General features: G+C 64.6%; 22 protein-coding genes. 9 read left to right on the top strand and 13 right to left on the bottom strand.

The features are described from left to right. Nucleotides 1-95: 95 nt before the first annotated feature. Nucleotides 96-314 carry a hypothetical protein gene (locus tag J2T57_RS19755; protein WP_253484036.1) on the bottom strand — a complete coding sequence of 73 codons (219 nt, stop codon included), beginning with the start codon at nt 312-314 and terminating at the stop codon, nt 96-98. After that, nucleotides 311-1,546: a zinc metallochaperone GTPase ZigA gene (gene zigA, locus J2T57_RS19760; RefSeq protein ID WP_253484039.1), complete on the bottom strand. Its 1,236-nt coding sequence runs from the start codon at nt 1,544-1,546 to the stop codon at nt 311-313. The genes J2T57_RS19755 and zigA overlap by 4 nt, the downstream gene beginning before the upstream one ends. 129 nt (nt 1,547-1,675) lie before the next feature. On the opposite strand from zigA, the gene J2T57_RS19765 reads away from it, so the two are divergent. The 4 genes from J2T57_RS19765 (at nt 1,676) to J2T57_RS19780 (ending at nt 3,285) form a co-directional block, all read left to right on the top strand. Then, entirely contained in the window at nt 1,676-1,873 is a 198-nt protein-coding gene (locus tag J2T57_RS19765; RefSeq protein WP_253484042.1) for a hypothetical protein, read from the top strand. A 2-nt stretch (nt 1,874-1,875) separates the two neighbouring features. Next, nucleotides 1,876-2,172 (top strand): hypothetical protein, encoded by a 297-nt coding sequence (locus J2T57_RS19770; RefSeq protein WP_253484045.1) that lies wholly within the window; start codon nt 1,876-1,878, stop codon nt 2,170-2,172. Between the two features lie 59 nt (nt 2,173-2,231). Further along, entirely contained in the window at nt 2,232-2,405 is a 174-nt protein-coding gene (locus J2T57_RS19775; RefSeq protein ID WP_253484048.1) for a DUF1289 domain-containing protein, read from the top strand. Between the two features lie 130 nt (nt 2,406-2,535). Beyond that, nucleotides 2,536-3,285, top strand: a complete 750-nt coding sequence (locus J2T57_RS19780; protein ID WP_253484051.1) for a DUF1499 domain-containing protein — start codon at nt 2,536-2,538, stop codon at nt 3,283-3,285. Between the two features lie 43 nt (nt 3,286-3,328). Here J2T57_RS19780 and J2T57_RS19785 read toward each other — a convergent pair whose 3' ends face one another. The 9 genes from J2T57_RS19785 to prlC form a co-directional block, all read right to left on the bottom strand. Further along, nucleotides 3,329-4,105, bottom strand: coding sequence for an ABC transporter ATP-binding protein (locus J2T57_RS19785; RefSeq protein WP_253484054.1), 777 nt, complete (start codon nt 4,103-4,105; stop codon nt 3,329-3,331). Next, nucleotides 4,102-5,100: a FecCD family ABC transporter permease gene (locus J2T57_RS19790; protein ID WP_253484057.1), complete on the bottom strand. Its 999-nt coding sequence runs from the start codon at nt 5,098-5,100 to the stop codon at nt 4,102-4,104. The genes J2T57_RS19785 and J2T57_RS19790 overlap by 4 nt, the downstream gene beginning before the upstream one ends. Further along, nucleotides 5,097-6,008, bottom strand: a complete 912-nt coding sequence (locus J2T57_RS19795) for an ABC transporter substrate-binding protein (protein WP_253484285.1) — start codon at nt 6,006-6,008, stop codon at nt 5,097-5,099. Before J2T57_RS19795 ends, J2T57_RS19790 begins: the two co-directional genes overlap by 4 nt. Before the next feature lie 11 nt (nt 6,009-6,019). After that, entirely contained in the window at nt 6,020-8,143 is a 2,124-nt protein-coding gene (locus J2T57_RS19800; protein WP_253484060.1) for a TonB-dependent receptor, read from the bottom strand. 33 nt (nt 8,144-8,176) lie between these two features. Further along, complete coding sequence (locus J2T57_RS19805) at nt 8,177-8,950, bottom strand: hypothetical protein (protein ID WP_253484063.1); 774 nt, start codon at nt 8,948-8,950, stop codon at nt 8,177-8,179. Between the two features lie 86 nt (nt 8,951-9,036). Further along, on the bottom strand, nt 9,037-10,659 hold the full coding sequence (gene pgi / locus J2T57_RS19810) for a glucose-6-phosphate isomerase (protein WP_253484066.1): 1,623 nt from the start codon (nt 10,657-10,659) through the stop codon (nt 9,037-9,039). Between the two features lie 93 nt (nt 10,660-10,752). Further along, nucleotides 10,753-11,520, bottom strand: coding sequence for an exodeoxyribonuclease III (xth, locus tag J2T57_RS19815; protein ID WP_253484083.1), 768 nt, complete (start codon nt 11,518-11,520; stop codon nt 10,753-10,755). A gap of 21 nt (nt 11,521-11,541) precedes the next feature. Then, nucleotides 11,542-11,970, bottom strand: a complete 429-nt coding sequence (locus J2T57_RS19820) for an HIT family protein (RefSeq protein WP_253484086.1) — start codon at nt 11,968-11,970, stop codon at nt 11,542-11,544. Nucleotides 11,971-11,992: 22 nt separating this feature from the next. Continuing rightward, nucleotides 11,993-14,035 carry an oligopeptidase A gene (gene prlC, locus J2T57_RS19825; RefSeq protein WP_253484090.1) on the bottom strand — a complete coding sequence of 681 codons (2,043 nt, stop codon included), beginning with the start codon at nt 14,033-14,035 and terminating at the stop codon, nt 11,993-11,995. Between the two features lie 126 nt (nt 14,036-14,161). Between prlC and gor the strand changes: the two genes are divergently transcribed. Both gor and J2T57_RS19835 read left to right on the top strand, forming a co-directional pair. Further along, nucleotides 14,162-15,508: a glutathione-disulfide reductase gene (gor, locus tag J2T57_RS19830; RefSeq protein ID WP_253484093.1), complete on the top strand. Its 1,347-nt coding sequence runs from the start codon at nt 14,162-14,164 to the stop codon at nt 15,506-15,508. Between the two features lie 30 nt (nt 15,509-15,538). Then, nucleotides 15,539-16,069, top strand: coding sequence for a gamma carbonic anhydrase family protein (locus J2T57_RS19835; RefSeq protein ID WP_253484096.1), 531 nt, complete (start codon nt 15,539-15,541; stop codon nt 16,067-16,069). Nucleotides 16,070-16,085: 16 nt separating this feature from the next. Here the strand turns inward: J2T57_RS19835 and J2T57_RS19840 are convergent, their stop codons facing one another. After that, nucleotides 16,086-16,247 carry a DUF1328 domain-containing protein gene (locus J2T57_RS19840; protein WP_253484099.1) on the bottom strand — a complete coding sequence of 54 codons (162 nt, stop codon included), beginning with the start codon at nt 16,245-16,247 and terminating at the stop codon, nt 16,086-16,088. 123 nt (nt 16,248-16,370) lie between these two features. Between J2T57_RS19840 and J2T57_RS19845 the strand changes: the two genes are divergently transcribed. Beyond that, nucleotides 16,371-17,417, top strand: a complete 1,047-nt coding sequence (locus J2T57_RS19845) for a succinylglutamate desuccinylase/aspartoacylase family protein (protein ID WP_253484102.1) — start codon at nt 16,371-16,373, stop codon at nt 17,415-17,417. A 6-nt stretch (nt 17,418-17,423) separates the two neighbouring features. On the opposite strand, the gene J2T57_RS19850 is transcribed toward J2T57_RS19845, so the two are convergent. Next, nucleotides 17,424-18,458 (bottom strand): ABC transporter substrate-binding protein, encoded by a 1,035-nt coding sequence (locus J2T57_RS19850; RefSeq protein WP_253484105.1) that lies wholly within the window; start codon nt 18,456-18,458, stop codon nt 17,424-17,426. A gap of 161 nt (nt 18,459-18,619) precedes the next feature. On the opposite strand from J2T57_RS19850, the gene J2T57_RS19855 reads away from it, so the two are divergent. After that, nucleotides 18,620-19,273, top strand: a complete 654-nt coding sequence (locus tag J2T57_RS19855) for a hypothetical protein (protein WP_253484110.1) — start codon at nt 18,620-18,622, stop codon at nt 19,271-19,273. Next, nucleotides 19,273-20,847, top strand: coding sequence for a hypothetical protein (locus J2T57_RS19860; protein ID WP_253484113.1), 1,575 nt, complete (start codon nt 19,273-19,275; stop codon nt 20,845-20,847). Before J2T57_RS19855 ends, J2T57_RS19860 begins: the two co-directional genes overlap by 1 nt. Nucleotides 20,848-20,862: the final 15 nt, after the last annotated feature.

The raw sequence follows: 20,862 nt of genomic DNA on the forward strand, positions 1-20,862 counted from the left end.
TAGGTTTTTGCGGCGACTGGAACAACATAACGTATAGGGATCACCGGTAAAAGTGCCGGTTTCGAAGGAGCGGCACGAGCCGGGAGGGGCATTGCTCATTCGAGTTCCTGTCGTGCCTGCCGGAACCAGGCGATGATTGTCCGCAGATGCTCGTCACCGTAGAGGCGACGGAAACGCTGAGTTTCCTCGTGTTCGGAGTTCTGCCAAACGGTCAGCCGTTCCTCGACGAACGCAACTGTGAGCGGAATGCCGCAGTCCTCGGTTATGCAATGCCGCCAGGCCTCATAGCTGTCCGGGATTGGGTCGGTATTCATGGGTTTTCCTCGGAAAAGGCACTGTCGGTCTCCTCTTCTCCGGCGAAGGCCCAGCGTGGAAACGGGTCGGGGAGCGATTCCCAGGCCCGTGGGCCTTCAGCCATCTCCGCGTCGGTAAGCAGGCAGTCATCCAGGCTGCGGCGAAGTGCTGCTTCGTCCATGTCCATGCCGATGAGCACGAGTTCCTGCTGACGGTCTCCCCATGGCTCCTCCCAGCGGCTGCGAATCAGCGCGAGGATTTCGGGGTCATCCGGCCAGTTGTCCGGATCGACGTCCGCCCACCAGGTGCCCGCAAGGCCATGTCGCGCAACGGCGCCGGCCTGGGACCAGTCGCCCGCCATGTCGGGGCGTGTTGCCAGCCAGAAGTGCCCCTTACTACGAATCACTCCCGGCCATTCCGAGTGCACGAGGAGGCAGAAACGTTGGGGGTGAAAGGGCCGGCGGGTGCGGTAGACAAAGCTGCCGATGCCGTATTCGTCGGATTCGGAGCGATGGGGTTGGTGCAGGCTCGCCAGCCAGCCCGGTGCCCGGGCCGCGGCGTCGTAATCGAAGAGCCCGGTATCGAGCACCGCGTCCGGCGGCACGGTGCCAAACTCGCTGTGCAGGATGCGGGCGCGGGTGTTGAGGCTGCGCAGCATGGCCTCCAGGCGTTTCAGTTCATCGGCGGAGACCAGGTCCGTCTTGTTCACCAGGATGACGTCGGCGAACTCGACCTGCTCCACCAGCAGATCCACCACAGTCCGCTGGTCATCCTCTCCCAGTGATTCACCTCGCTGGGTCAGCTGATCGGCGGAGGCGTAGTCGTGCAGAAAATTGCGGGCGTCGACCACCGTGACAAGGGTATCCAGGCGGGCGACGTCCGCCAGGCTGACGCCATCGCTGTTGCGAAAGGTGAAGGTCTCGGCCACGGGCATGGGTTCGGAGATGCCCGTGGATTCGATCAGCAGGTAGTCGAAGCGGCCGTCACGGGCAAGGCGGCTGACTTCCAGCAGCAGATCCTCGCGCAGGGTGCAGCAGATGCACCCGTTGCTCATTTCCACCAGCTTCTCGTCGGCCCGTGACAGTGCGGCACCGCCGCTGCGGACCTGGGCGGCATCAATGTTGACCTCGGACATGTCGTTGACGATCACCGCGACACGCCGCCCCTCGCGGTTATGAAGAACGTGGTTCAACAGCGTGGTCTTGCCGGCGCCAAGGAAGCCCGACAGAACGGTGACGGGTAACCGCTGCATCACGCAATCTCCTCCAAAAAACGAAACAGTATAACATTCCCGAGCTGAGCTCAAATATTGCGAACGATTCTCATTTGTGTTTACATCATGGCCAGGTTCTTTCGTCATTCAAACCATGGAGGGCTAAGCATGAAAGGCCGAGGGCCCGTGAATCTGGTCTGGTGGATCCTGGTGTCCGGCATCGTGCTCGCCGTGGCGCTGGACAACTCTCTGTACTGGGACGAAGAACTGCTTCGGGAGCGGGAGTCGCGGATCGTTGTGGCGGCCGCGGGGCCATTGCCGACGGTGACCGTCACCTTCCCTGATCAGCCATGGAGAGACCACTGACAATGAACACGGTGAAATTGCCTGACGGGCAGGCCACGGATCTCATCCGCCGCGGTAATCTCGAGGGCGACTGGTCGCCGTTTCTCACCGCCCTGCGTTGCCAGCACCCCATGCCCCTGCTGCGGTTCTTGCTGGCGAGGGGCATCGGGCCTAGCACTCGGCTCCTGAGCCGGGGAGTTGCGGCGAATGCGCTGCCATTGGGCGTCGCTGAACTGCTGGTGCGACACGGCTGGCCTCTGCCGCCCACGGCCGATCCTTGCCCTTGCGTCCCCAGCATGGCATCGCCTCGACTGCATTAGCGCCATGCCGGATTTTCGATTTGTTATACTATTGCATTTGCAGATTCCGGAGATCCGTTGTGGCGAAGCGTATCGACAGCCCCTGCGTCAGTGTCTGCCAGTTCAAGGGCGATGTCTGTGTGGGTTGCGGGCGCAACAAGGTGGAGATCAAGGCATGGCACGGCATGAAGCGGAAGGAGAAAATCCTTGTCGGCAAGCGTGCGGCGCAACGCCTTAAGAAGGTTGCACGATAGTATTGCCCTTGCTTCCACTCCACGAATGGGCCTGCACTGACTGGATTTGCTAAGTCCCCAAACCTGGTATCCATCGGCTGAACTCCATGACAGTCTATTGAGTGATCACGCTTGGCGAGCAGGTTGACCCATGTCGAAACGAGGCAGTTTCTCCGCAACCCTTGCCTGGACCGGTCTCGCCCTGATGATGCTCGGGCTTCTCCCGGTTGTTGGCGTGGGTCCCGCCTACCGCACTGGGGTGCTGCCCTTGGGAGTGGCTTTCGATGGCCTCCGTTACGGCACCCATGCGGCCCTTACCGCGACGGCCCTGGGGCTGGCGGGCCTGATTGGGGTGCTGCGCCATGGCCGTGTCGCCGCCACTGCCGCTGCCGTCGTGGCGGTGGCCGGCGGCCTGTCCACGAGCGCCCTGCCGATCCTGCACTGGCAACAGGCGCAGGATGCGCCGCCCATCCACGACATCACCACCGACACCAATGATCCACCGCCGTTCGAGGCGCTGGCCAGCGCCCGGGAGCAGGCTCCGAATGCGGTGGACTACCCCGGAGAGGAGACTGCCCGACAGCAGCGGGAGGCCTATCCGGAGATCGAGCCGCTCATTCGCTCCGAGGAGCCGGCGGTGGTGATGGAGGCAGTGGAGACCGTGGCGCTGGCCCGCGGCTGGCACGTGGCGTACGTCGGTGACACTCGCCTGGAGGCGACTGCCACCACCACCTGGTTCGGCTTCGAGGACGATGTGGTTGTCCGGTTGCGGGAGGAGAACGGAGGCACGCGGGTGGATGTGCGCTCGGCATCCCGGCTGGGAGTGGGCGACGCCGGCGCCAACGCGGCGCGCATCAGCGCCTACCTCGACACCCTGGAGCGCGAACTAGAGGGGCCGTGACGACGATGCCGGCAAAATGACGCTTTCCGTGCCGCACAGTCCCTCACTCGGCCATCAGTAGCGTCTGCTCCCCCATGGGCAGACGCTGGAAGCGGACCTGGAAGGTGCGGTCCACCTCGGGGGATGCCAGCACCGCAGCGGTTGGTCCTTCAAGTACCGTGCGGCCGTCGCGGAACAGCACCACGCGGTCGACGAAGCGGGCCGCCAGGTTGAGGTCGTGCAGCACCAACACCAGCGCCATGTCGCTGGCCAGTTCCCGGAGACGGCGCATCAGCGCCAGTTGGTGGCAGACATCCAGGCTGGCGGTGGGCTCGTCGGCGAGCAGGATGGCGGGCCGCGCCGCCGCCGCCGAGGCGAACAGCACGCGCGCCTGCTCGCCCCCGGACAATGTGTCGAAGCGACGCCGTTGCAGTGCTTCCAGCTCGAACTCCTGTACCAGCCGCGCCACGTCCGTTGCCCCGGTGCTCGCGGTGGTGAAGGGCCAGCCTGCGAATCGTTGTCCCCGGCTCGCTCCCAGCGCCAGTAAATCGTCGACGCGGAAGTCCCAGTAGATGTCGGCCTGCTGCGGCAGATAGGCGATGCGGCGGGCTCGCTCCAGCGGCTGCCAGGCCGCCCAGTCGCGCCCGCAGAGCTGTATCGTGCCGCTCGCCGGTGACAGCACGCCGGCCAGCACTTTCAGGCAGGTGCTCTTGCCGGAGCCGTTGGGCCCGAGGATGCCCAGCACCTCGCCGGCGGCAATGTCGATATTGGCGCAGTCCAGCGGGCGGGCGCCGTTCACCGTCACGGAGAGGTTGCTGGCCTTGAGCAGAGGTGCGGTCATCGGCGGGCCTCGCGAACCAGAATGTAAAGAAAAAACGGCGCCCCCAGCAGAACGGTGAGCAGCCCCAGGGGAATTTCCGCCGGTGGCAGCAGCGCCCGGGCCAGCCCGTCGAACACCATCAGCAGGCCGCCGGCGGCGAGGGCGGAGTAGAGAATCAGCCGCCGGTGGGACGGCCCCAGCCACCAGCGAATCACGTGGGGTACGACCAGGCCGACGAAGCCGATGAGCCCGCCCCAGACCACGGCGACGGCAGTGACCGCCGCCGCCACCAGCACCGCCCGGTGCATGAAGGCTTGCACCGAAAGCCCCATGTTGGCGGCGACGTCCGGCCCCAGGCCCAGCACGTCCAGGCCACGCGCCAGCAGCAGGCAGGCCAGCAGCCCCAGGCCGGTGAGCGGGGCCAGCAGTGCCAGCTCGCCCCAGTGCGGCGTCTGGATCGCGCCCAGGGTCCAGGCGAGGATGGCCTGCAGGCTCATGGTGTCATCGGACAGCACCAGCATGAGCAGGCTGCGAATACTGGTGAGCATGGCGGCGATGGCGACGCCGGCGAGAATCAGGGCATGGGTCTGGCGTACGCCGGCGCTGCTGGCGATGAGCACCACGATCCACGTTGCCCCCCAGGCGCCGACGAAGGCCAGTAGCGGCAAGCCGATGGCGGTGGGCAGCGCCAGTGGCGCGAGGATGGCGATGGCCGCACCCACCGAGGCGCCGGAGGCGCTGCCAAGCAGGTAGGGCTCTGCCAGCGGGTTGCGGAACACGCCCTGGAACACGGCACCGGCCATGCCCAGGCAGGCACCGACACAGAAGGCGGCCAGTACCCGGGGCAGCCGCCAGTGCAGGATAATGTTGCCCAGGGTGGAGCCGCCGTCGGACACGGCAGCCCACAGTGCCGCCGGCGGCAGCAGTTCGGCGCCGAGCCAGACACCGCTCACGAAACAGGCGAGCAGCAGCAGGGCGACGCCCGGTACCGGATGACGTGCCAGCAATGCGTTCATGGCTCCGGGAAACGCTCCGGGTGGAGCAGGCGGGCCATCTGTTCCACACCGTCCACCACGCGTGGACCGGGAATCAGCAGCAGGCTGCGGTTCACGGGGTGAACGGCACCATGGCGCACTGCCGTGGTCCGCTGCCAGCCAACCCGGCCTGCCACGCCCGTCGGGTCCATGTCGCGACGCGCCACCAGAATGACCTCCGGGTCGGCCTGAATCACGGCCTCGCCGGAGACCTGGCTGAGCCCGGTCAGATCGGGAAACACGCTGCGCCCGCCCGCCGCAACAAGGGCATCGAAGGTGTAAGTGCCGGGGCGTATGGTCATGAACCCGCCGCGGTCCGTTTCCCCGGTTTCGAAATAGACGTGTCGCGGCGGCGCGTCGGCGATGCGCACACGAACCTGCTCCAGTCGCGCCTGCAGCGCCTCGACGGCGGCTTCCGCCACCGCCTCCTCGCCGGTGACCCGGCCCAGGAAGCGCAGGTTGTCGAATACCTGTTCCAGGTCGCGGTGCAGCAGCACCACTACGGGAATGCCGGCGGCTTCCATCGGCCGTAGCAAGGTGGCGGCGGCCTGGCGGGCAGGGGTCACCACCACGAGGTCCGGCTCAAGGCGGGCCATGGCCTCGGCGGAAAAGCCGAGGCGACCGCCGACAATGGCCCGCCCGTCGCGGATGCCTCGCGGATACCGGGTGTAGTCCTCAATGCCGACGATGCGATCCGTCAGCTCCAGGGCGGCCAGCAGCTCCGTATTGCTGGCGAAGATGGAGATAATGCGCTGTGGCGGCTGCGCAATGGTGACCTCGCGCCCCAGTGCATCCACCACCGTGCGGGGAAACTCCGCCATGACCGCTGACGGGAGCACAGAGGCCACCGCCAACAGGACTGCCAAGGGCAGGCGATACCGACGCCTCACACCGAACAAGGCTAGAACTCCGCACTCACGCCGGCGAACCACATCCGCCCGGGCATGCTGTTACCGCGACCGCCGTTCGAGAACTCCGGGTCCGAGATGTAAGGGGTCTCGTTCAGGGCGATGAACAGCGGGTGCTCGTTTTTATCCAGCAGGTTGTTGATGCCGGCGAACACCCGCACGTTGCGGGTCACCGCGATGCTGCCCCGCAGGTTCAATACCCAGAACGCATTTTTTTTGTGCACGAACTCCCGTGACGGTTCGGCCTCGGGGATGAGCAGCCGCTCCTCGGTCCGGTACCAGACCGGGCCGCGCAGGATGCCGGTGAGCCGCACATCCCAGCGCGCCGGCTCTCCGACCACCATGCTGAGCCCTGCCTCGTACTTGTGGATGCGCTGCGCACGATCGGTATTGGCGGCGGACGGCGCAGCGCGGTCGCGCATGCGGAAGTGATAGGTGCCGTTGGCCTGCAGGCGCCAGAGTGCATCGATGTCGATCAGGGCGGCGAGGTCGATTTCCGACTGCAGTTCCAGCCCCACCATCTCCACCGGATCGTCACTGTTGGCGTAGCGCCGCCGGTCGTCGTCCAGCGGCTCGGTGACGATGCGGTCGGAAATGACGTTGCGGAACAGTGCCAGATCGACAAAGGTGGCGGGCAGGTAGCCGCTGACGCCCACCTCGACCTGCTCGCTGCGCTCGGGGTCCAGGTTCGGATTGCCGATGACCTGACCGCCCGCCAGCACGGCGAAATCCGCCGCCAGCTCCGTGGCGGTGGGGGCGCGGAAGCCGGTGGCGTAGCCGATGCGGCCGGTGAAGCGTGGGTCGATGCGCCAGGCCGCCCCCAGGCTGTAGGTCCACTCGTCGTAGCGCTCGGTGTTGCTGCGCAGGTCGTCGCGACCGACGGTGGGGCGAATCGAGGTGCGGCCATCGGTGTAGCGGGCGCCGGCGCGCAGGGTCACGCGATCATCCCAGACCCGCTGCAGGCCCTCGGTCCACAGGCCTACCACGCGCTCGTCGTGGTCGTTGTCCTGGGGCGCCGCCGGCGGGCCGCCCACCTGCTCGCCGTCGCCGGTCAGCACCAGGCGGTCGTTGCGCAGTTCGCTGTACTCCCAGTCAATGCCGGCGCGCAGATCGGTGCTGGGCCGCAGGGCCACGTCGCCCAGCAGGCGCAGGCCCTGGATGTCCAGAATCCGCTCGTTGTAGAAGGTCTCCCAGTCCAGACGCGGGTTGGCCCAGTTGAACTCGTCGATATCCCGGACCAGATAGCCGTGGACGTTCCAGCCCAGGCGGCCGTCCTCGGAGAAGCCGTCGTAGACCAGATCCAGGGAACGGTTGATGCGGTTGTCGGTATTCTCGAAGTTCCAGGCCGAGCCGCGGAAGCCGGCGTCATAGACGCCGTCGCTGCGGGCGGTGAGTTCCAGCCGGTGGCCGTTGGGCAGATCCCCGCCAAGGCTGGCAAGGCCGCCGCGCCGCTCCCAGGCGGTATTGACCATCCGCTCCTCGCTGCCGCGGCCGGATTCGTAGTCATTCTGTAGCGCCAGGTTGCCGGAGAGGTAGTAGTCGATGCCGTCCAGGGCACCACCGGTGAAGACGTGCCCCTCGCGCAGGTTCCAGCTCCCGGTGCGGGCGGTGAAGCCGGTGGTGGGCGTGTCGGCACCGGTGCGGGTAATGATGTTGACCACACCGCCCATGGCCTGGCTACCGTAGGCCACGGAGGCCGGGCCGCGCACGATCTCGATGCGGCGCACGTCATTCAGACTGAGCTTGGACAGGTTGGCGGTGCCGGCGCGACGGCCGTTCAGCAGTACATTGACCTGCCCGCGGAAGTCACGCCCCTGGCCGTCGGAGGCGCCGCCACGGATATTCATCGAAGTCTGGGCCGGTGTCCATTCGCTGAAAAAGCCCACCGCATGCTCCGCCAGCAGGTCGGTCACCGACTGGGCGCCGGAGGCGCGGATGCGCTCCTCGTCGATGACCTGCACCGTTGCAGCGACCTGGCTCTGGGGCTCCGCCCGGCGGCCCGGCGTGACCACCATTGGGCCGAGGGAAAAACCGGGCTGGGCATGGACATCATTGACAGGCGCGCTACCGATAACGGTTGCAATGGCGATCAGGCTCGCGGCGGGTACGCGGGGCATGGCTGACTTCCTGTTGTCATCTTTGTTGAAGGATCAATGCCGCCAAACCAGGCAGGCTGATTGCTTCGGCACTGAGACTGTGATGCTGCCGTCGGTGGCACGGGGCAGCCGGGCCAGGCGCGCCCGTATTCGATGACGGCGGCGGCGGCAGCGGGCCGGGTTGAACTGGCGTTCCAGGTGCAGTTGTGCGGCAGCCAGAGAGGAGAAGCGGGCGCTGAATGTCCAGGCCACCTGCTGCACGGCGCTGGGACCAAGCCTGGCCGTCTCCAGCTTCCGGAGTACTCCAGCAACAGCCGGCTCGTTGCTTTCGCCATGGATGTCCGTTGGCAGAAAGCCTGCCAGACAATGTCGCCTTGGCCCGGCCTGCGCCGGCACCACCCAGGCGATTGCATCGCGTACCAAGGGCTGCAGTGAGCGGAGAAACCCGACGGGATCTCCCAGTGGAAGCGGCGTATTGGCTGCCAGAGCGACGTCATATACCTCGGTGGTTACTGAACCAGGCAACGCCTGCCATGTGCAGCGCATTACCCGGGGGCGCTCCGGGCGGCGTGCCAGATGCCGGGCCAACGCTGCAGTTGGTTCCACAGCAGTCCAGCTGGCGTTGGGGGCCAGCAGGGCCGCCCCGGGCTGACCGCCGCCAGCGCCGATATCCAGCAGATCTTGGGTCGCGCCCACGAGGGTATGCAGGGCACTGCCCACACGGGCCTCGTAATCGGAGCCCTGGATGGCCTGGAGGTAAAATCGCGCGGCTGCCTCGGCCCATGGCTGATTGGGCCGGCCGCTGTTGGACAGATAGTTTGGTGGCATGGATGCGCACTGAATAAAGTAGAATGTTATAACATTACACTTTATCGTCGGCGTCGCCAAGCTCTCCGGTGCCCGCGCCCGATGATTCAGCCCTTTCGGTTCTTCTTCGGTGCGCTCTGGCCTTCAAAGTGTTGTCGCACCAGATGCAAAAGCCCCTGGGTGGAAGCGTCGAAGTCGTCCACGTTGGTATCGATGCGCTCGCTGATTTCGCCGGCAATGCGTTTGCCCAGCTGCACACCCCACTGGTCGAAGGAATTGATGTTCCAGATCACGCCCTGAACGAATACCTTGTGCTCGTAGAGCGCGATCAACGCGCCCAGGTTGCGCGGAGTGAGCGCGTCTAGCAGCAGCACGCTGGAGGGACGATTCCCCGGACAGCTGTCGTGCTTCAGCCGGCTGCCTTCCTGGCTGCCTTCCATGAAGGCGTTGGCCTGAGCAAGCATGTTGGTGAGCAGGGCGAAGTGGTGGTCCTCGAAACCCGGTTCGGGCTTCAGCGAGGCAATGAAGTCGATGGGGGCGTAGCGGGTGCCCTGGTGCAGTAGCTGAAAGAAAGCGTGCTGACCGTTGGAGCCGGTCTGTCCCCAGACGATGGGACCGGTCTTGTAATTGACCTGCTGGCCGAAGATATCCACGGACTTGCCGTTGGATTCCATGTCCAGTTGCTGCAAAAACGATGGCAGCTGATGCAGGGCCTGGTCGTAGGGCACGATTGCGTGAGTTTCGGCACCCATGAAGTTGATGTACCAGATACCGATCAAGGCCATCAACACTGGCATATTGGCTTCCAGTGGTGCTTCGATGAAGTGCTGATCCATTTCGAAAGCCCCGCGCAGCAATTCCATGAAGCCGTCGAAACCGATGGACAGGGCGATGGGCAGGCCGATGGAGGACCACATGGAGTACCGGCCTCCGACCCAGGCCCAGAATTCGAACACGTTCTCCTCGCGGATGCCGAATTGCGTGGCCGCCTTGCGGTTGGTGGAAGCGGCCACGAAATGGGCGCCGATATCGGCCTCGTCGCCAGCCTGTTCAACAAACCAGCGGCGCGCCGTGCGGGCGTTGATCAGCGTCTCCTGGGTGGAGAAGGTCTTGGTAGAGACGATAAAAAGCGTGGTCGCCGGGTCCAGGCCGCGCAGCACCTTCTGAATGTGGGTGCCGTCCACGTTGGACACGAAGTGGAAGTTGAGATCCGGGTGTTTGTAGTTCAGCAACGCGCGGCAGGCCATGTTGGGCCCCAGATCGGACCCACCGATGCCGATGTTCACCACATCCTTGATCCGTTTGCCGTTGTAGCCCTTCCATTCGCCATTACGTACAGCTTCGGAAAACTGCCTGATCTGCTCGCGGGTGGCACGGATTTCCGGCATCACGTCCCGGCCGTCGGCCTGATGCACGGGGGTATCCCCCAGGTTGCGCAGGGCGGTGTGGAGCACCGGTCGATCCTCGGTCACATTGATGATGTCACCGGAGAACATCTGCGCCCGGCGCTGGACCAGAGCCGAATGATGGGCGAGTTCCAGCAGTCGGTTCAGCACCGTGCCGGAAACGTGGTGCTTGGAATAGTCCAGGAAAAGCCCGCCTACCCGCAGGCTCATCTTGTCGAAGCGCTGGGGATCGGCGCGAAAGTAATCGCTGATGCGGTCGCTGGCCGTTTCATCACGCAGCCGCTGCAGGGCCTGCCAGGTCACGCTGCGCGTCAGCTGGAACATAGCGGTGGGTCTCCATGGAGTGGGGTGCAGAGAATGCCCGCTATTGTGTAGTAAAACTACAAAGCGATCAATGAGGCTCGCCTGGAGTCTGCTCTACAGATCGAACTCTGCCACCACCGGAGCGTGGTCCGACGGCCGCTCCCAGCGCCGCGGTTCCAAATCTACCCGGCTTGCGGTGCAGGCGGCCTTGAGCGTGTCGCTGGCGAGGATGAGATCAATGCGCAGGCCGCGATTGCGGCGGAAGTTGTTCATGCGGTAATCCCACCAGGAGAATATTCCCTCCTCCTGGGGGAACAGGCGAAAGGTATCGGTGAGTCCCAGTGCCTCCAGCCGATGCAGGGCTGCATGCTCCGGCTCGCTGAAAAGGATCTTGCCACGCCACTCCTCCGGGTCGTGGACGTCGGCATCGGCAGGGGCAATGTTGAAATCGCCAACCACCACGAGCTTGTCGTGGCCCTTCAGTTCGTCAGCCAGCCAGCCGTGGAGTTTGTCCAGCCAGCCCAGCTTGTAGTCGTACTTCTCTGATCCCACTTCCGAGCCGTTGGGCACATAGAGATTGATGAAGCGCAGATCGCCCACGGTGACGGCCATGACCCGTCGTTGCGGATCGTCCAGGCCGGGGATGTCGGTGACCGGGTCGGCCATGGCTGCGCGGGCCAGAACCGCTACACCGTTGTAGGTTTTCTGCCCGGCATAGACGACCTGATAGCCCGCCTCGGCAATGGCCTGCACCGGAAACTTGTCGTCGGTGAGCTTGGTCTCCTGCAGGCCGAGGATGTCCGGCTTTGCGGATTCCAGCCATTCCAGGACCTGGGGCAGGCGAACCTTGAGGGAATTGACGTTCCAGGAAGCGAGTTTCATCAGTGGGCTCTTGTGATTGGTTTACCAGTCGAGACTTGCACGGATGCGTTCCGCCAGGGCATGGAGGTCCTCGATATCCGCCTTCACCCTGCCGTGACTGCGCCAGTCCTGCCCCTGCCAGCGTGGAATTACATGCTGGTGGTAGTGAAAGACGGTCTGGCCGGCAGCCGCCCCGTTGAACTGGGTTACCGCGATGCCGTCTGGTTCCAGCGCCTGCATCAGCGCCTGTGCTACCTGTCTTGATGCCTTGGCACACTGGGCAAGCAGGTCCGGCGGCATCTGCATCAGATCCGTGTGGTGCGCCTTGGGCAGTATCAGGCTGTGACCTTGCGACGAAGGAAAGGCGTCCAGGATGACCAGAATGTCGTCGGTTTCAACCACGGTCGCCGCGGGCAGTTGCCCGCTGGCGATCTGGCAAAAGATGCAGTCGGACACTTGCGGGGTCTCCACTGTTACCTCCTGCTGTGGGACGTCAGGCAGCCAGACCGGCGTGTCGGAGCAGGGCGTCGATGCTCGGCTTGCGGCCACGGAAGGCGACGAACAGCTCCATCAGGTCCTCCGAGCCGCCCTTCTCCAGAATGTTGGTAAGGAAATCCCGCCCGGCCGTTTCGCTGAACACCCCCTCTTCCTCGAAGCGGGAGTAGGCGTCGGCGGACAGCACCTCGGCCCACTTGTAGCTGTAATAGCCTGCCGCATAGCCACCGGCAAAAATATGGCCGAAGCTGTTGGGGAAGCGGTGCCATGCGGGCGGTGGCAATACCGAGACCTGGGCCCGCACATCATCAAGGATTTCGGCAATGCGCCCGCCGGCATTCGGGTCGTACTCCGCGTGGAGTCGGAAATCGAACAGGCTGAATTCCAGTTGCCGCACCATTTGCATGGCGCTCTGGAAGTTCTTCGCGTCCCGCATGCGCTGGTAGAGGGGCTCTGGAATACGCTCGCCGGTGTCGTAATGAGCGGCGAACAGGTCCAGGGCCTCCCGTTCCCAGCACCAGTTTTCCATGAACTGGCTGGGCAGCTCTACCGCATCCCAGGGCACGCCGTTGATACCGGACACCGGTGCGCAGTCGATCCGGGTGAGCATATGGTGGAGCCCGTGGCCGAATTCGTGGAACAGGGTCTCCACCTCACCGTGGGTCAGCAACGCAGGTTTGCCCCCCACCGGCGGGGTGAAGTTGCAGGTGAGGTAGGCCACCGGCGTCTGGATGCCGGACGTGGTGGTGCGGCGCACACGGCATTCATCCATCCAGGCGCCGCCACGTTTTTTCTGGCGGGCGTAGAGGTCGGTGTAGAACTGGCCGCGCAGCTCATTGCTGCCATCGCGGATCTCGAAGAACTGAACGTCCGGGTGCCAGGTCTCCACTTCGCTGGTGCGCTCCAGGATGGTCACCCCGTAGAGGCGTTCCACCACCTGGAACAGCCCGTCGATCACCCGGTTAGCGGGGAAGTAGGGGCGCAGATCCTCCTGGGAAAGCTGATAGCGCGCCTGACGCAGCTTCTCGGATACATAAGTGACATCCCAGGGTTGCAGGTCGTCCATGCCCAGTTCGGCACGGGCGAATTGGCGTAGCTCCTCCAGCTCGCCGTCGGCCTGGGGCTTGGCCCTGGCAGCCAGGTTATCCAGGAAGGCGATGACTTCGTCGGTGGAGTCCGCCATCTTTGTGGCCAGTGAGAGCTCCGCATAACTGGCGAACCCGAGCAGCTGCGCTTTCTCGTGACGCAGGGCGAGGATTTCCTCCATCAGCGGTGCGTTGTCCCATTGCCCGGCATGGGGGCCCTGTTCCGAGGCCCGGGTTCCAAAGGCCTCATACAGTTCGCGCCGCAGCTCCCGGTCGTCGGCATAGGCCAGGACGGCAAAATAGCAGGGGAAGTCCAGATTGAGCAGATAGCCCTGTTCACCCTCCTGCTCCGCCGACTGACGCAGCATGTCCAGGCTGGACTGGGGCAGTCCGGTCAGTCGGCCGGCGTCCGGCAGAACCGTCTTCCACGCGTTGGTGGCGTCGAGTACGTTCTCGGAGAACTTGCTGGAAAGCTCCGACAACCGGCTGGCAATCTGCCGATAGCGCTCTTTCTTCTCCGGCGCAAGGTCGACGCCTGCAAGGCGAAAATCCCGCAGGGCATTGTCGATGCTGCGCTGCTGCGCGGTGCTCAGCCCGACATAGTCATCACTGTCCCGCAGCGCCTGATAGGCGTGGAATAGCGCCTCGTTCTGACCCACCTCGGTGGCGTAGGCCGAGAGTTTCGGCAGGCAGGCGTTGTAGGCGGCACGCAGGGAATCGTTGTTCATCACCGAATTCAGGTGACCCACTGGCGACCAGGCCTTGCTGAGGCGATCATTGGCCTCTTCCAGAGGCCGCACCAGGCTGTCGTAGGTATAGGGGCCGCCGGACGCCAGCGCCTTGTCCAGCAGATCACGGTTTTCGGCCAGCAAGGCATCAATGGCTGGCTCCACGTGTTCCGGTCTGATGTCCTTGAACCGCGGCAGTTGATCGGTATCGAGTAAAGGGTTCGACATGGAGCTTGATCCCTCGGATGGGTGCGAGTAGTTGGTTGCGAATGTACCATGCAACGCAGCTTTAATAGATGGGGTCGGTGGCGGGCATTCCAAGGCCACGCCGATCCCGCAGCGACGGGAGCGGACATGAGTGAGCATTTCGATCTGTTGGCGGTTGGTGGCGGTAGCGGAGGCCTCGCGACGGCCAGGCGGGCGGCGCGTCATGGTGCCAGGGCTGCGGTGATCGAGTCCGCCCGCCTCGGCGGTACCTGCGTCAACGTTGGCTGTGTACCCAAAAAGGTCATGTGGAACGCAGCGCACACCATGGACGCGCTGCGCCGCGCCGGCGATTACGGCATTCAGGCTGGTGCACCAAGGCTGGACTGGCCGGTTTTGAAATCCCGCCGGGATGCCTATATCGAGCGACTCAATGGCATCTATGCCCGCAACCTGGGGAAGGATGCGGTAACTGTATTCCAGGGCCACGGCAGGTTTGCCGGGCCGGCGGAACTGGAAGTGGACGGCCAGCGCATCACCGCAGATCACATCGTGATTGCCACCGGTGGCAAGCCAGTGTGGCCGCGAATTCCCGGGGCCGAACTGGGGATCGATTCCGATGGTTTCTTCGAACTCGCGACACAGCCCCGGCGTGTGGCTGTGGTGGGTGCCGGCTACATTGCCGTTGAACTTGCCGGCGTCCTGGCAGGGCTGGGTAGCGACGTGTCCCTGGTGGTGCGCCGCGATGGACCGCTGCGTGGTTTTGACGCCCTGCTCCAGGAGGGGCTGGTGGAGGCTTTGCCCCAGGGTGGCGTGAATCTGATCAACCGCTTCACCCCGTCGGCAGTGCGTGGCGAGCCGGGGCGGCTCTCTCTGCACGCAGAGGACGGCCGCTCGCTGGATGATCTGGATGCCGTGATCTGGGCCATTGGCCGACACGCCAATACGGACGGACTCGGGCTCGAGGCCACCGGTGTAGTGGTGAACGAGCGCGGCGATATCCCAGTGGATGCCTGGCAGAACACCAACGTCTCCGGCATCTATGCACTGGGGGACATTACGGGCCAGATCCCGCTGACACCGGTGGCCATCGCCGCCGGACGACGCCTGTCGGATCGCCTCTTCGGTGGCATGACAGAGCGCAAGCTGGACTATGAGAACGTCCCCACAGTGGTCTTCAGCCACCCGCCCATTGGCACTGTCGGTCTCACCGAGGCCGAGGCGCGGGAGCAATTCGGCGACGCTGTGCAGGTGTTCTCCACCGCATTTGTGGCCATGGACTACGCCCTGGGAGAGCACAAGCCGCGAACTCGCATGAAGCTTGTCACCGTCGGCGCGGAGCAGCGGGTGGTGGGTGTGCATGTGATTGGCACCGGTGCGGACGAAATGCTGCAGGGCTTCGCGGTGGCCGTGCGTATGGGTGCAAGCAAGGCGGATTTCGACAACACTGTTGCCATACACCCCACCAGTGCTGAAGAACTGGTCACCATGGTGTAGGCCGAGGCCTATAAAAAAAGAGAGAACCCGATGCTACGAACATTCGAAAGTTGCCGCCCGGTGCTGGCCTCCTCGGCCTGGGTCGACGCCACGGCCCTGGTGGTGGGTGATGTGGAGCTGGCCGCCGATGTTTCCGTCTGGCCGATGACGGTGGTTCGGGGAGATGTCAATCACGTGCGTATCGGTGCCCGGACGAACATCCAGGATGGCACGATCATCCATGTGGCCCATGATCGGGAAGGCGTGCAAAAGGGCTTTCCCACGCTGATTGGAGAGGACTGCACCATCGGTCACCGTGCCATCGTGCACGCCTGCACCGTCGGTGATGCCTGTCTGATCGGCATGGCCGCCACGGTGATGGATGGCGCAGTGCTGGAAGACGAGGTAATCCTTGCCGCTGGCGCACTGGTGCCCCCCGGTAAACGGCTGGAGAGCGGCCATCTGTACGTGGGGTCGCCGGCTCGCATGCAGCGCTGTCTGTCGGACAAGGAACGTGAATTCCTGCGCTATTCGGCGGCGCATTACGTCAAGCTCAAGAACCGCCATCGTTACGGCCGTTAGTGGGCTGCTGTGTCCTTCAGGGTCCGCGTCGCCCGAAAATCAGGGACACCAGAAACAGAATGATGAATAGTACGAAGAGAACCTGCGCCATCCACGCCGCCGTGCCGGCGATGCCGGAAAACCCGAGCACGGCGGCCCCGATGGCGACGATGAGGAAAATCAGTGCCCAGGACAACACGAGGTAGCATCTCCGGCATGGTGAGGACAGGGAGCCCGGCAGCGGGCGTTAGACTTTCACCTTAGATCGGACCGTGCCGCTGTCAACTGAAATCGGAAACAGGCCGGTCACGGGAGCCCACACTTGAGCCGCCAACCCTTCGAAATAGCCGGCGTGCGTGTCAGGCCCGGCACCCGTCAGACTCTGGACCTCCCGGCGGGCCATCTCTACACGCATACGCCATTGACCATCCCGCTGCAGGTCATTCATGGCCGCCGCGCCGGGCCATGTCTGGTGGTTTCCGCGGCTGTGCATGGCGACGAGATCAACGGCGTCGAGATCATCCGTCGACTGTTGCGGCACAAGACGCTGGATCGTCTCGCCGGCACCCTGGTGGCCGTGCCCATCGTCAACGTGCTGGGCTTTACAGGGCGCTCGCGTTACCTGCCGGATCGCCGCGATCTGAATCGCAGCTTCCCTGGTAGTGAAGCCGGTTCCATGGCATCGCGTCTGGCCCATCTTTTCCGCACCCAGGTTCTCGCCCATGCCAGCCACGTCATCGATCTGCACACCGCCGCGATTCATCGCGACAACCTTCCGCAGATCCGCGCCGATCTGGATCACCCCGGCGACGAGGCACTGGCCCGGGCAACCGGTTTGCCGGTGCTCATCCACTCTCCCTTGATCGACGGGAGTCTGCGCAGGGCCGCGCGGGAACTGGGGGTGCCGGTGGTGACCTACGAGGCGGGGGAGGCCCTGCGTTTCGACGAAGCGGCCATCCGCGCTGGGGTGCGGGGCATCCTGCGGGCCATGCGTGAACTGGACATGCTGGCGGCACCGCGCGGGCGCCGCCAGACCGAGCCGACACCGCTGGTGGCGGATGCCTCCCTGTGGGTGCGGGCGCCCCAGGACGGCATACTCCGGGCGGCGGTGGCCCTGGGGGCCCATGTGGCCGCCGGTCAGCCCATGGGCTGGGTGGCAGACCCGTTCGGCGAGCGGGAAACCGCGGTGGAATCTCCCGTGGCGGGCGTGGTGATCGGTCGTACCAACCTGCCCCTGGTGCATCAGGGCGAGGCCCTGTTCCACGTGGCGCGCTTCCAGCGCGGTCGCCGCGCAGCACTGCAGCTGGAGCGCTTCAGCGAGACCCTGGATCAGATTGACGACGACTGGGCAGAGCCGCCCATCGTGTGACTCGTCTCAGGCCTGGTTGCGCAGCGACTGCCGCCATTGCCGCGCGCCGAGCACGATCAGCGCGAGCCCGACCATCCACAGCCAGTGCCAGTAGTCGAATCGGCTTGATCCAAGATGGTAGACCCCACCGGCCGTCAGGACGGGCGTGCCCTGTCGATCGATGATCCAGCTCACCCCGGTTTCAGGCCCGTCCCCGACGTGATCATAGTGTCGGGCGCGGCCTCGTGTCTCAAGGCTGCTTTCTCGCTCCACCAGGTCCAACCCATGCAGGCCATCGTCGCTGCCAATCCAAAGCCTCTGCACACCATCCGCCTCTGCCGCCACTGCCAGTGCAAGGATTCGGCGATCTCCCGGCCCGTCATCAATACGGTGCCAGCGTTCCCCGGGTGCTATCTGCCAGTAAAGGCCCTGATCCGTACCGGCCAGAACAAGGCCGCCCGCCGTGGTGGCGAGACTCAGGCCGTTGAGCGGAAGTGGTAATCCCGCATTGTTGGTTGACCAATCCAGTTCAGGCACTCTCGCCCCCAATAGCCCCTCGCCGATACTCGCCGCGTGCAGGAAGGTTTCGTCATCCCGGCGATGTTCCAGCAGTCGGTAAACCGCCGCATCCGGGCCTGTGGTCTGCCACCCGCCCTGGTCCAGTGCGAGCACGCCGGCACCTGTTGCCACCAAAAGTCGCTGATCAAGGCGAAGCAGATCGCTTACCCGTGCCGCGCCCGGTAACGCGGCTTCCGGTTCCGGGAGCAGCCCACGGGCCGTCCCGGCGGGTATTTCATCAGGATGCCCCCGCAGCACCGTGATGGCCCGGCCGTCAGCGTCCTGATCCGCAAGTTCCCAATCGCCGCGGCGATAGCGCCATAGCTCACCGCGCTCCGTGCCCACCAGAAGCTCGTCATCCGTGGCCACCAGAGCCATGGCATGCCCCTCCCGGGGCGGGTCGAGTAGGACCAACCGCTCGCCGCCGGGGAGCCATGGGGCTGCGAGTGTCAGCAGCGTGCCGAGGCCGAGCAACACGGCAGCAACTGCGGGGATACGAGGCATGGTTTTTGATCCGAGGTCGTCATGAGTGCACCCACAGTATGCCATCAAGCGCGGGTTGTGAACTGCGCCGCAGACTGTCGGCCCCCTGGTTTGATAGACTTCAAAACACATAAAAACAGACGCATACAAGATAAATCTAAACTTGATTCTTGGGGCTGTTCGTGACAGGGACCCGACTCTGGATTCAGCGCGCCGGGCTAGCGTTTGTCTTGCTTGCATCGGTAATGGGTACAGCCGCCGAACCTTTTGACGAAGGGGGCTGCGAGGCCCTGACATTCGCCAGCATCCTCGCCGGGGATCCGGGCGCCGATGATGATCGACGCCTGCAGCTCGCCCGGGCCATGTTGCTGCAACCCCATTGTGTCGAGATCAGCGGCACACTGGTTGGTGCGACAACTCTCGCCGGCGAGGCCATTTTCGGGCAGCCCACGCCTGGTCACGGCCCCCGGCAGTTCGAAGCGATCAACGACTCCAGTGCACACAGTCCATTACCACCGCCCCGGGATGCCGTGGAAAGGCTGCTGGACGCGTTGATCCGGGCCTGGAACGGCCTCGATTTCGGCGATTTCCTCGATGATGCCTTTCCCGACCGCGAGCGCCTGCTGGCCGAACTGGCCGAGAGGCCACCAGCGGCTGCCGCCAGGCTGGTTGCCGTCGGTCCGATTCAACCGCTGGACGAGCGCTGGGATGGTGCCATCCGGATCGTCCGCGTGCTGGTGGAAGTTCGTGTAGAGACGCGACAGAGCGGGGCAGAGGTAGCGGATGGCATTGGACGCCACGAATTGGTTCTGTCTGTGATGAGTCGGGTGCCCTGATGCGCTGGCGCAGCCTGCTCTGTCTGCTACCCATGCTGCTGATTGGCGGTGCGGCGGCGGGGGAGCAACAACTGGCCGGCGAGATCACCACCCGTGCCGACTACTACCAGCGCTCCGGCAATACTCTGCGTCTCCCCCCACGCTACGCCCACGAGGGCTGGCATGTGTATCAGGATGTCGGCCTGCGAGGCAGTTACCGGGCCGATGGTGCGGTCACCACATTCAGACTTGCCGGTGTGTTAAGCGAATCGGACTATCGCACGGATGACCGGACCAGCCGGCTGGAATGGGTACACCTGCGCCACGAACAATCCGGCGTCGCCGTCCCCTATCGCCTGGATCTGGGTGATCAACCGGCATACTTCACGCCCCTGACGCTGGATCGGACCTTGCGGGCCGTGCGTGTGGAGGCCCAACCCCGGCCGGGTCAGTCCGTGGTCTGGCTTTCCGGACGGGAGCGTGACGATCAGTTGACTGCCGCCAGTTTTTCGCCCCAGCGTGAACTGCCGCATCAGGTCCACGGCGGCTCCTGGCTGCTTCAACCGTCGGCTGACCGGCGCTATTCCGTCAATGTGGTCTACCAGCAACCGGATGAGGCCTGGGCGAATGACGGCAGCGTTGTTGGCAGTGTTACTGCGGCCTGGGACACGCAGCTGTTATCCCAGCAACTGGCCACCGACGTTGAATTGGCGCATCAGGACGGGCGCTCTATCGCCGATGAGTCTCGGGGTGGTCAGGGTGTGCGACTGGGCCTGCGCGGGCGTGACCGCCGCCAGCAACTGCGTTATGACATGGCCTTCCGCCGGCATGCAGCCGGCTTTCTCCCCGTGGCAGCAGCGGTGGAGCGCGACTCCTCGGCGCTGGATGCCGGTGCAGAGTACGCACTGCAGCCGGGGCTGCGAATCAGCGGCCGCTATAACTCCTTGCTGCAACAGGCCAGTGAGCGGGCTTTGCGCACGGATGACTACAGCCTGCGCCTTGAGACCGATGACACGTTCGGCTCATTCGATCGTGCCAGCCATGCATGGAACCTGCGTCGGCGTGATCGCGGCGATACGCCCGGGCTGGTGGACAGTCGGGCCCACGAGGCTCAGTGGACCGTGCGGGTGGCGCTGGACGGCGAGCGGCGATCATCCACGCGCCTCGCGGCCCATTGGCTTGGTGTGGACGACGACACACCACTGGATCAAGATTTTCGTCAGCGGCGATTCGAACTCAGCCACGCCCATAGCCTCGGTCGTGAGGACCTCACGTTCACCGTGACGCCCGGTGTGGACTACCGCCGTCGGGTCGGGTTCCTGGGGGTCAGCGTGCTAAACCCCACGCTGACCCTGGCGGCGGTGGCCCACGCGCATCGGATGGGGCTTGCCCTCGGCTATCGCGATATCAGCCCGGATGCCGCCCTGGGTTTCGAGGAGTACGGGCTGACCCTGGACTACCGTTACCGCGTTCGCCAGCACACTGTTGGCCTGGAATACGATCACCTGCTGCTCGATCCCGAGGACGATACCGCCGGACGCGGATGGCGGGCCGGCGCTTTCTGGCGGTACGACTTCGATTTTCCAATGCTGTAACATCGGGCGCTCGAG

Origin of the sequence: Natronocella acetinitrilica (assembly GCF_024170285.1) — a bacterium.
Taxonomy (GTDB): domain Bacteria; phylum Pseudomonadota; class Gammaproteobacteria; order Nitrococcales; family Aquisalimonadaceae; genus Natronocella; species Natronocella acetinitrilica.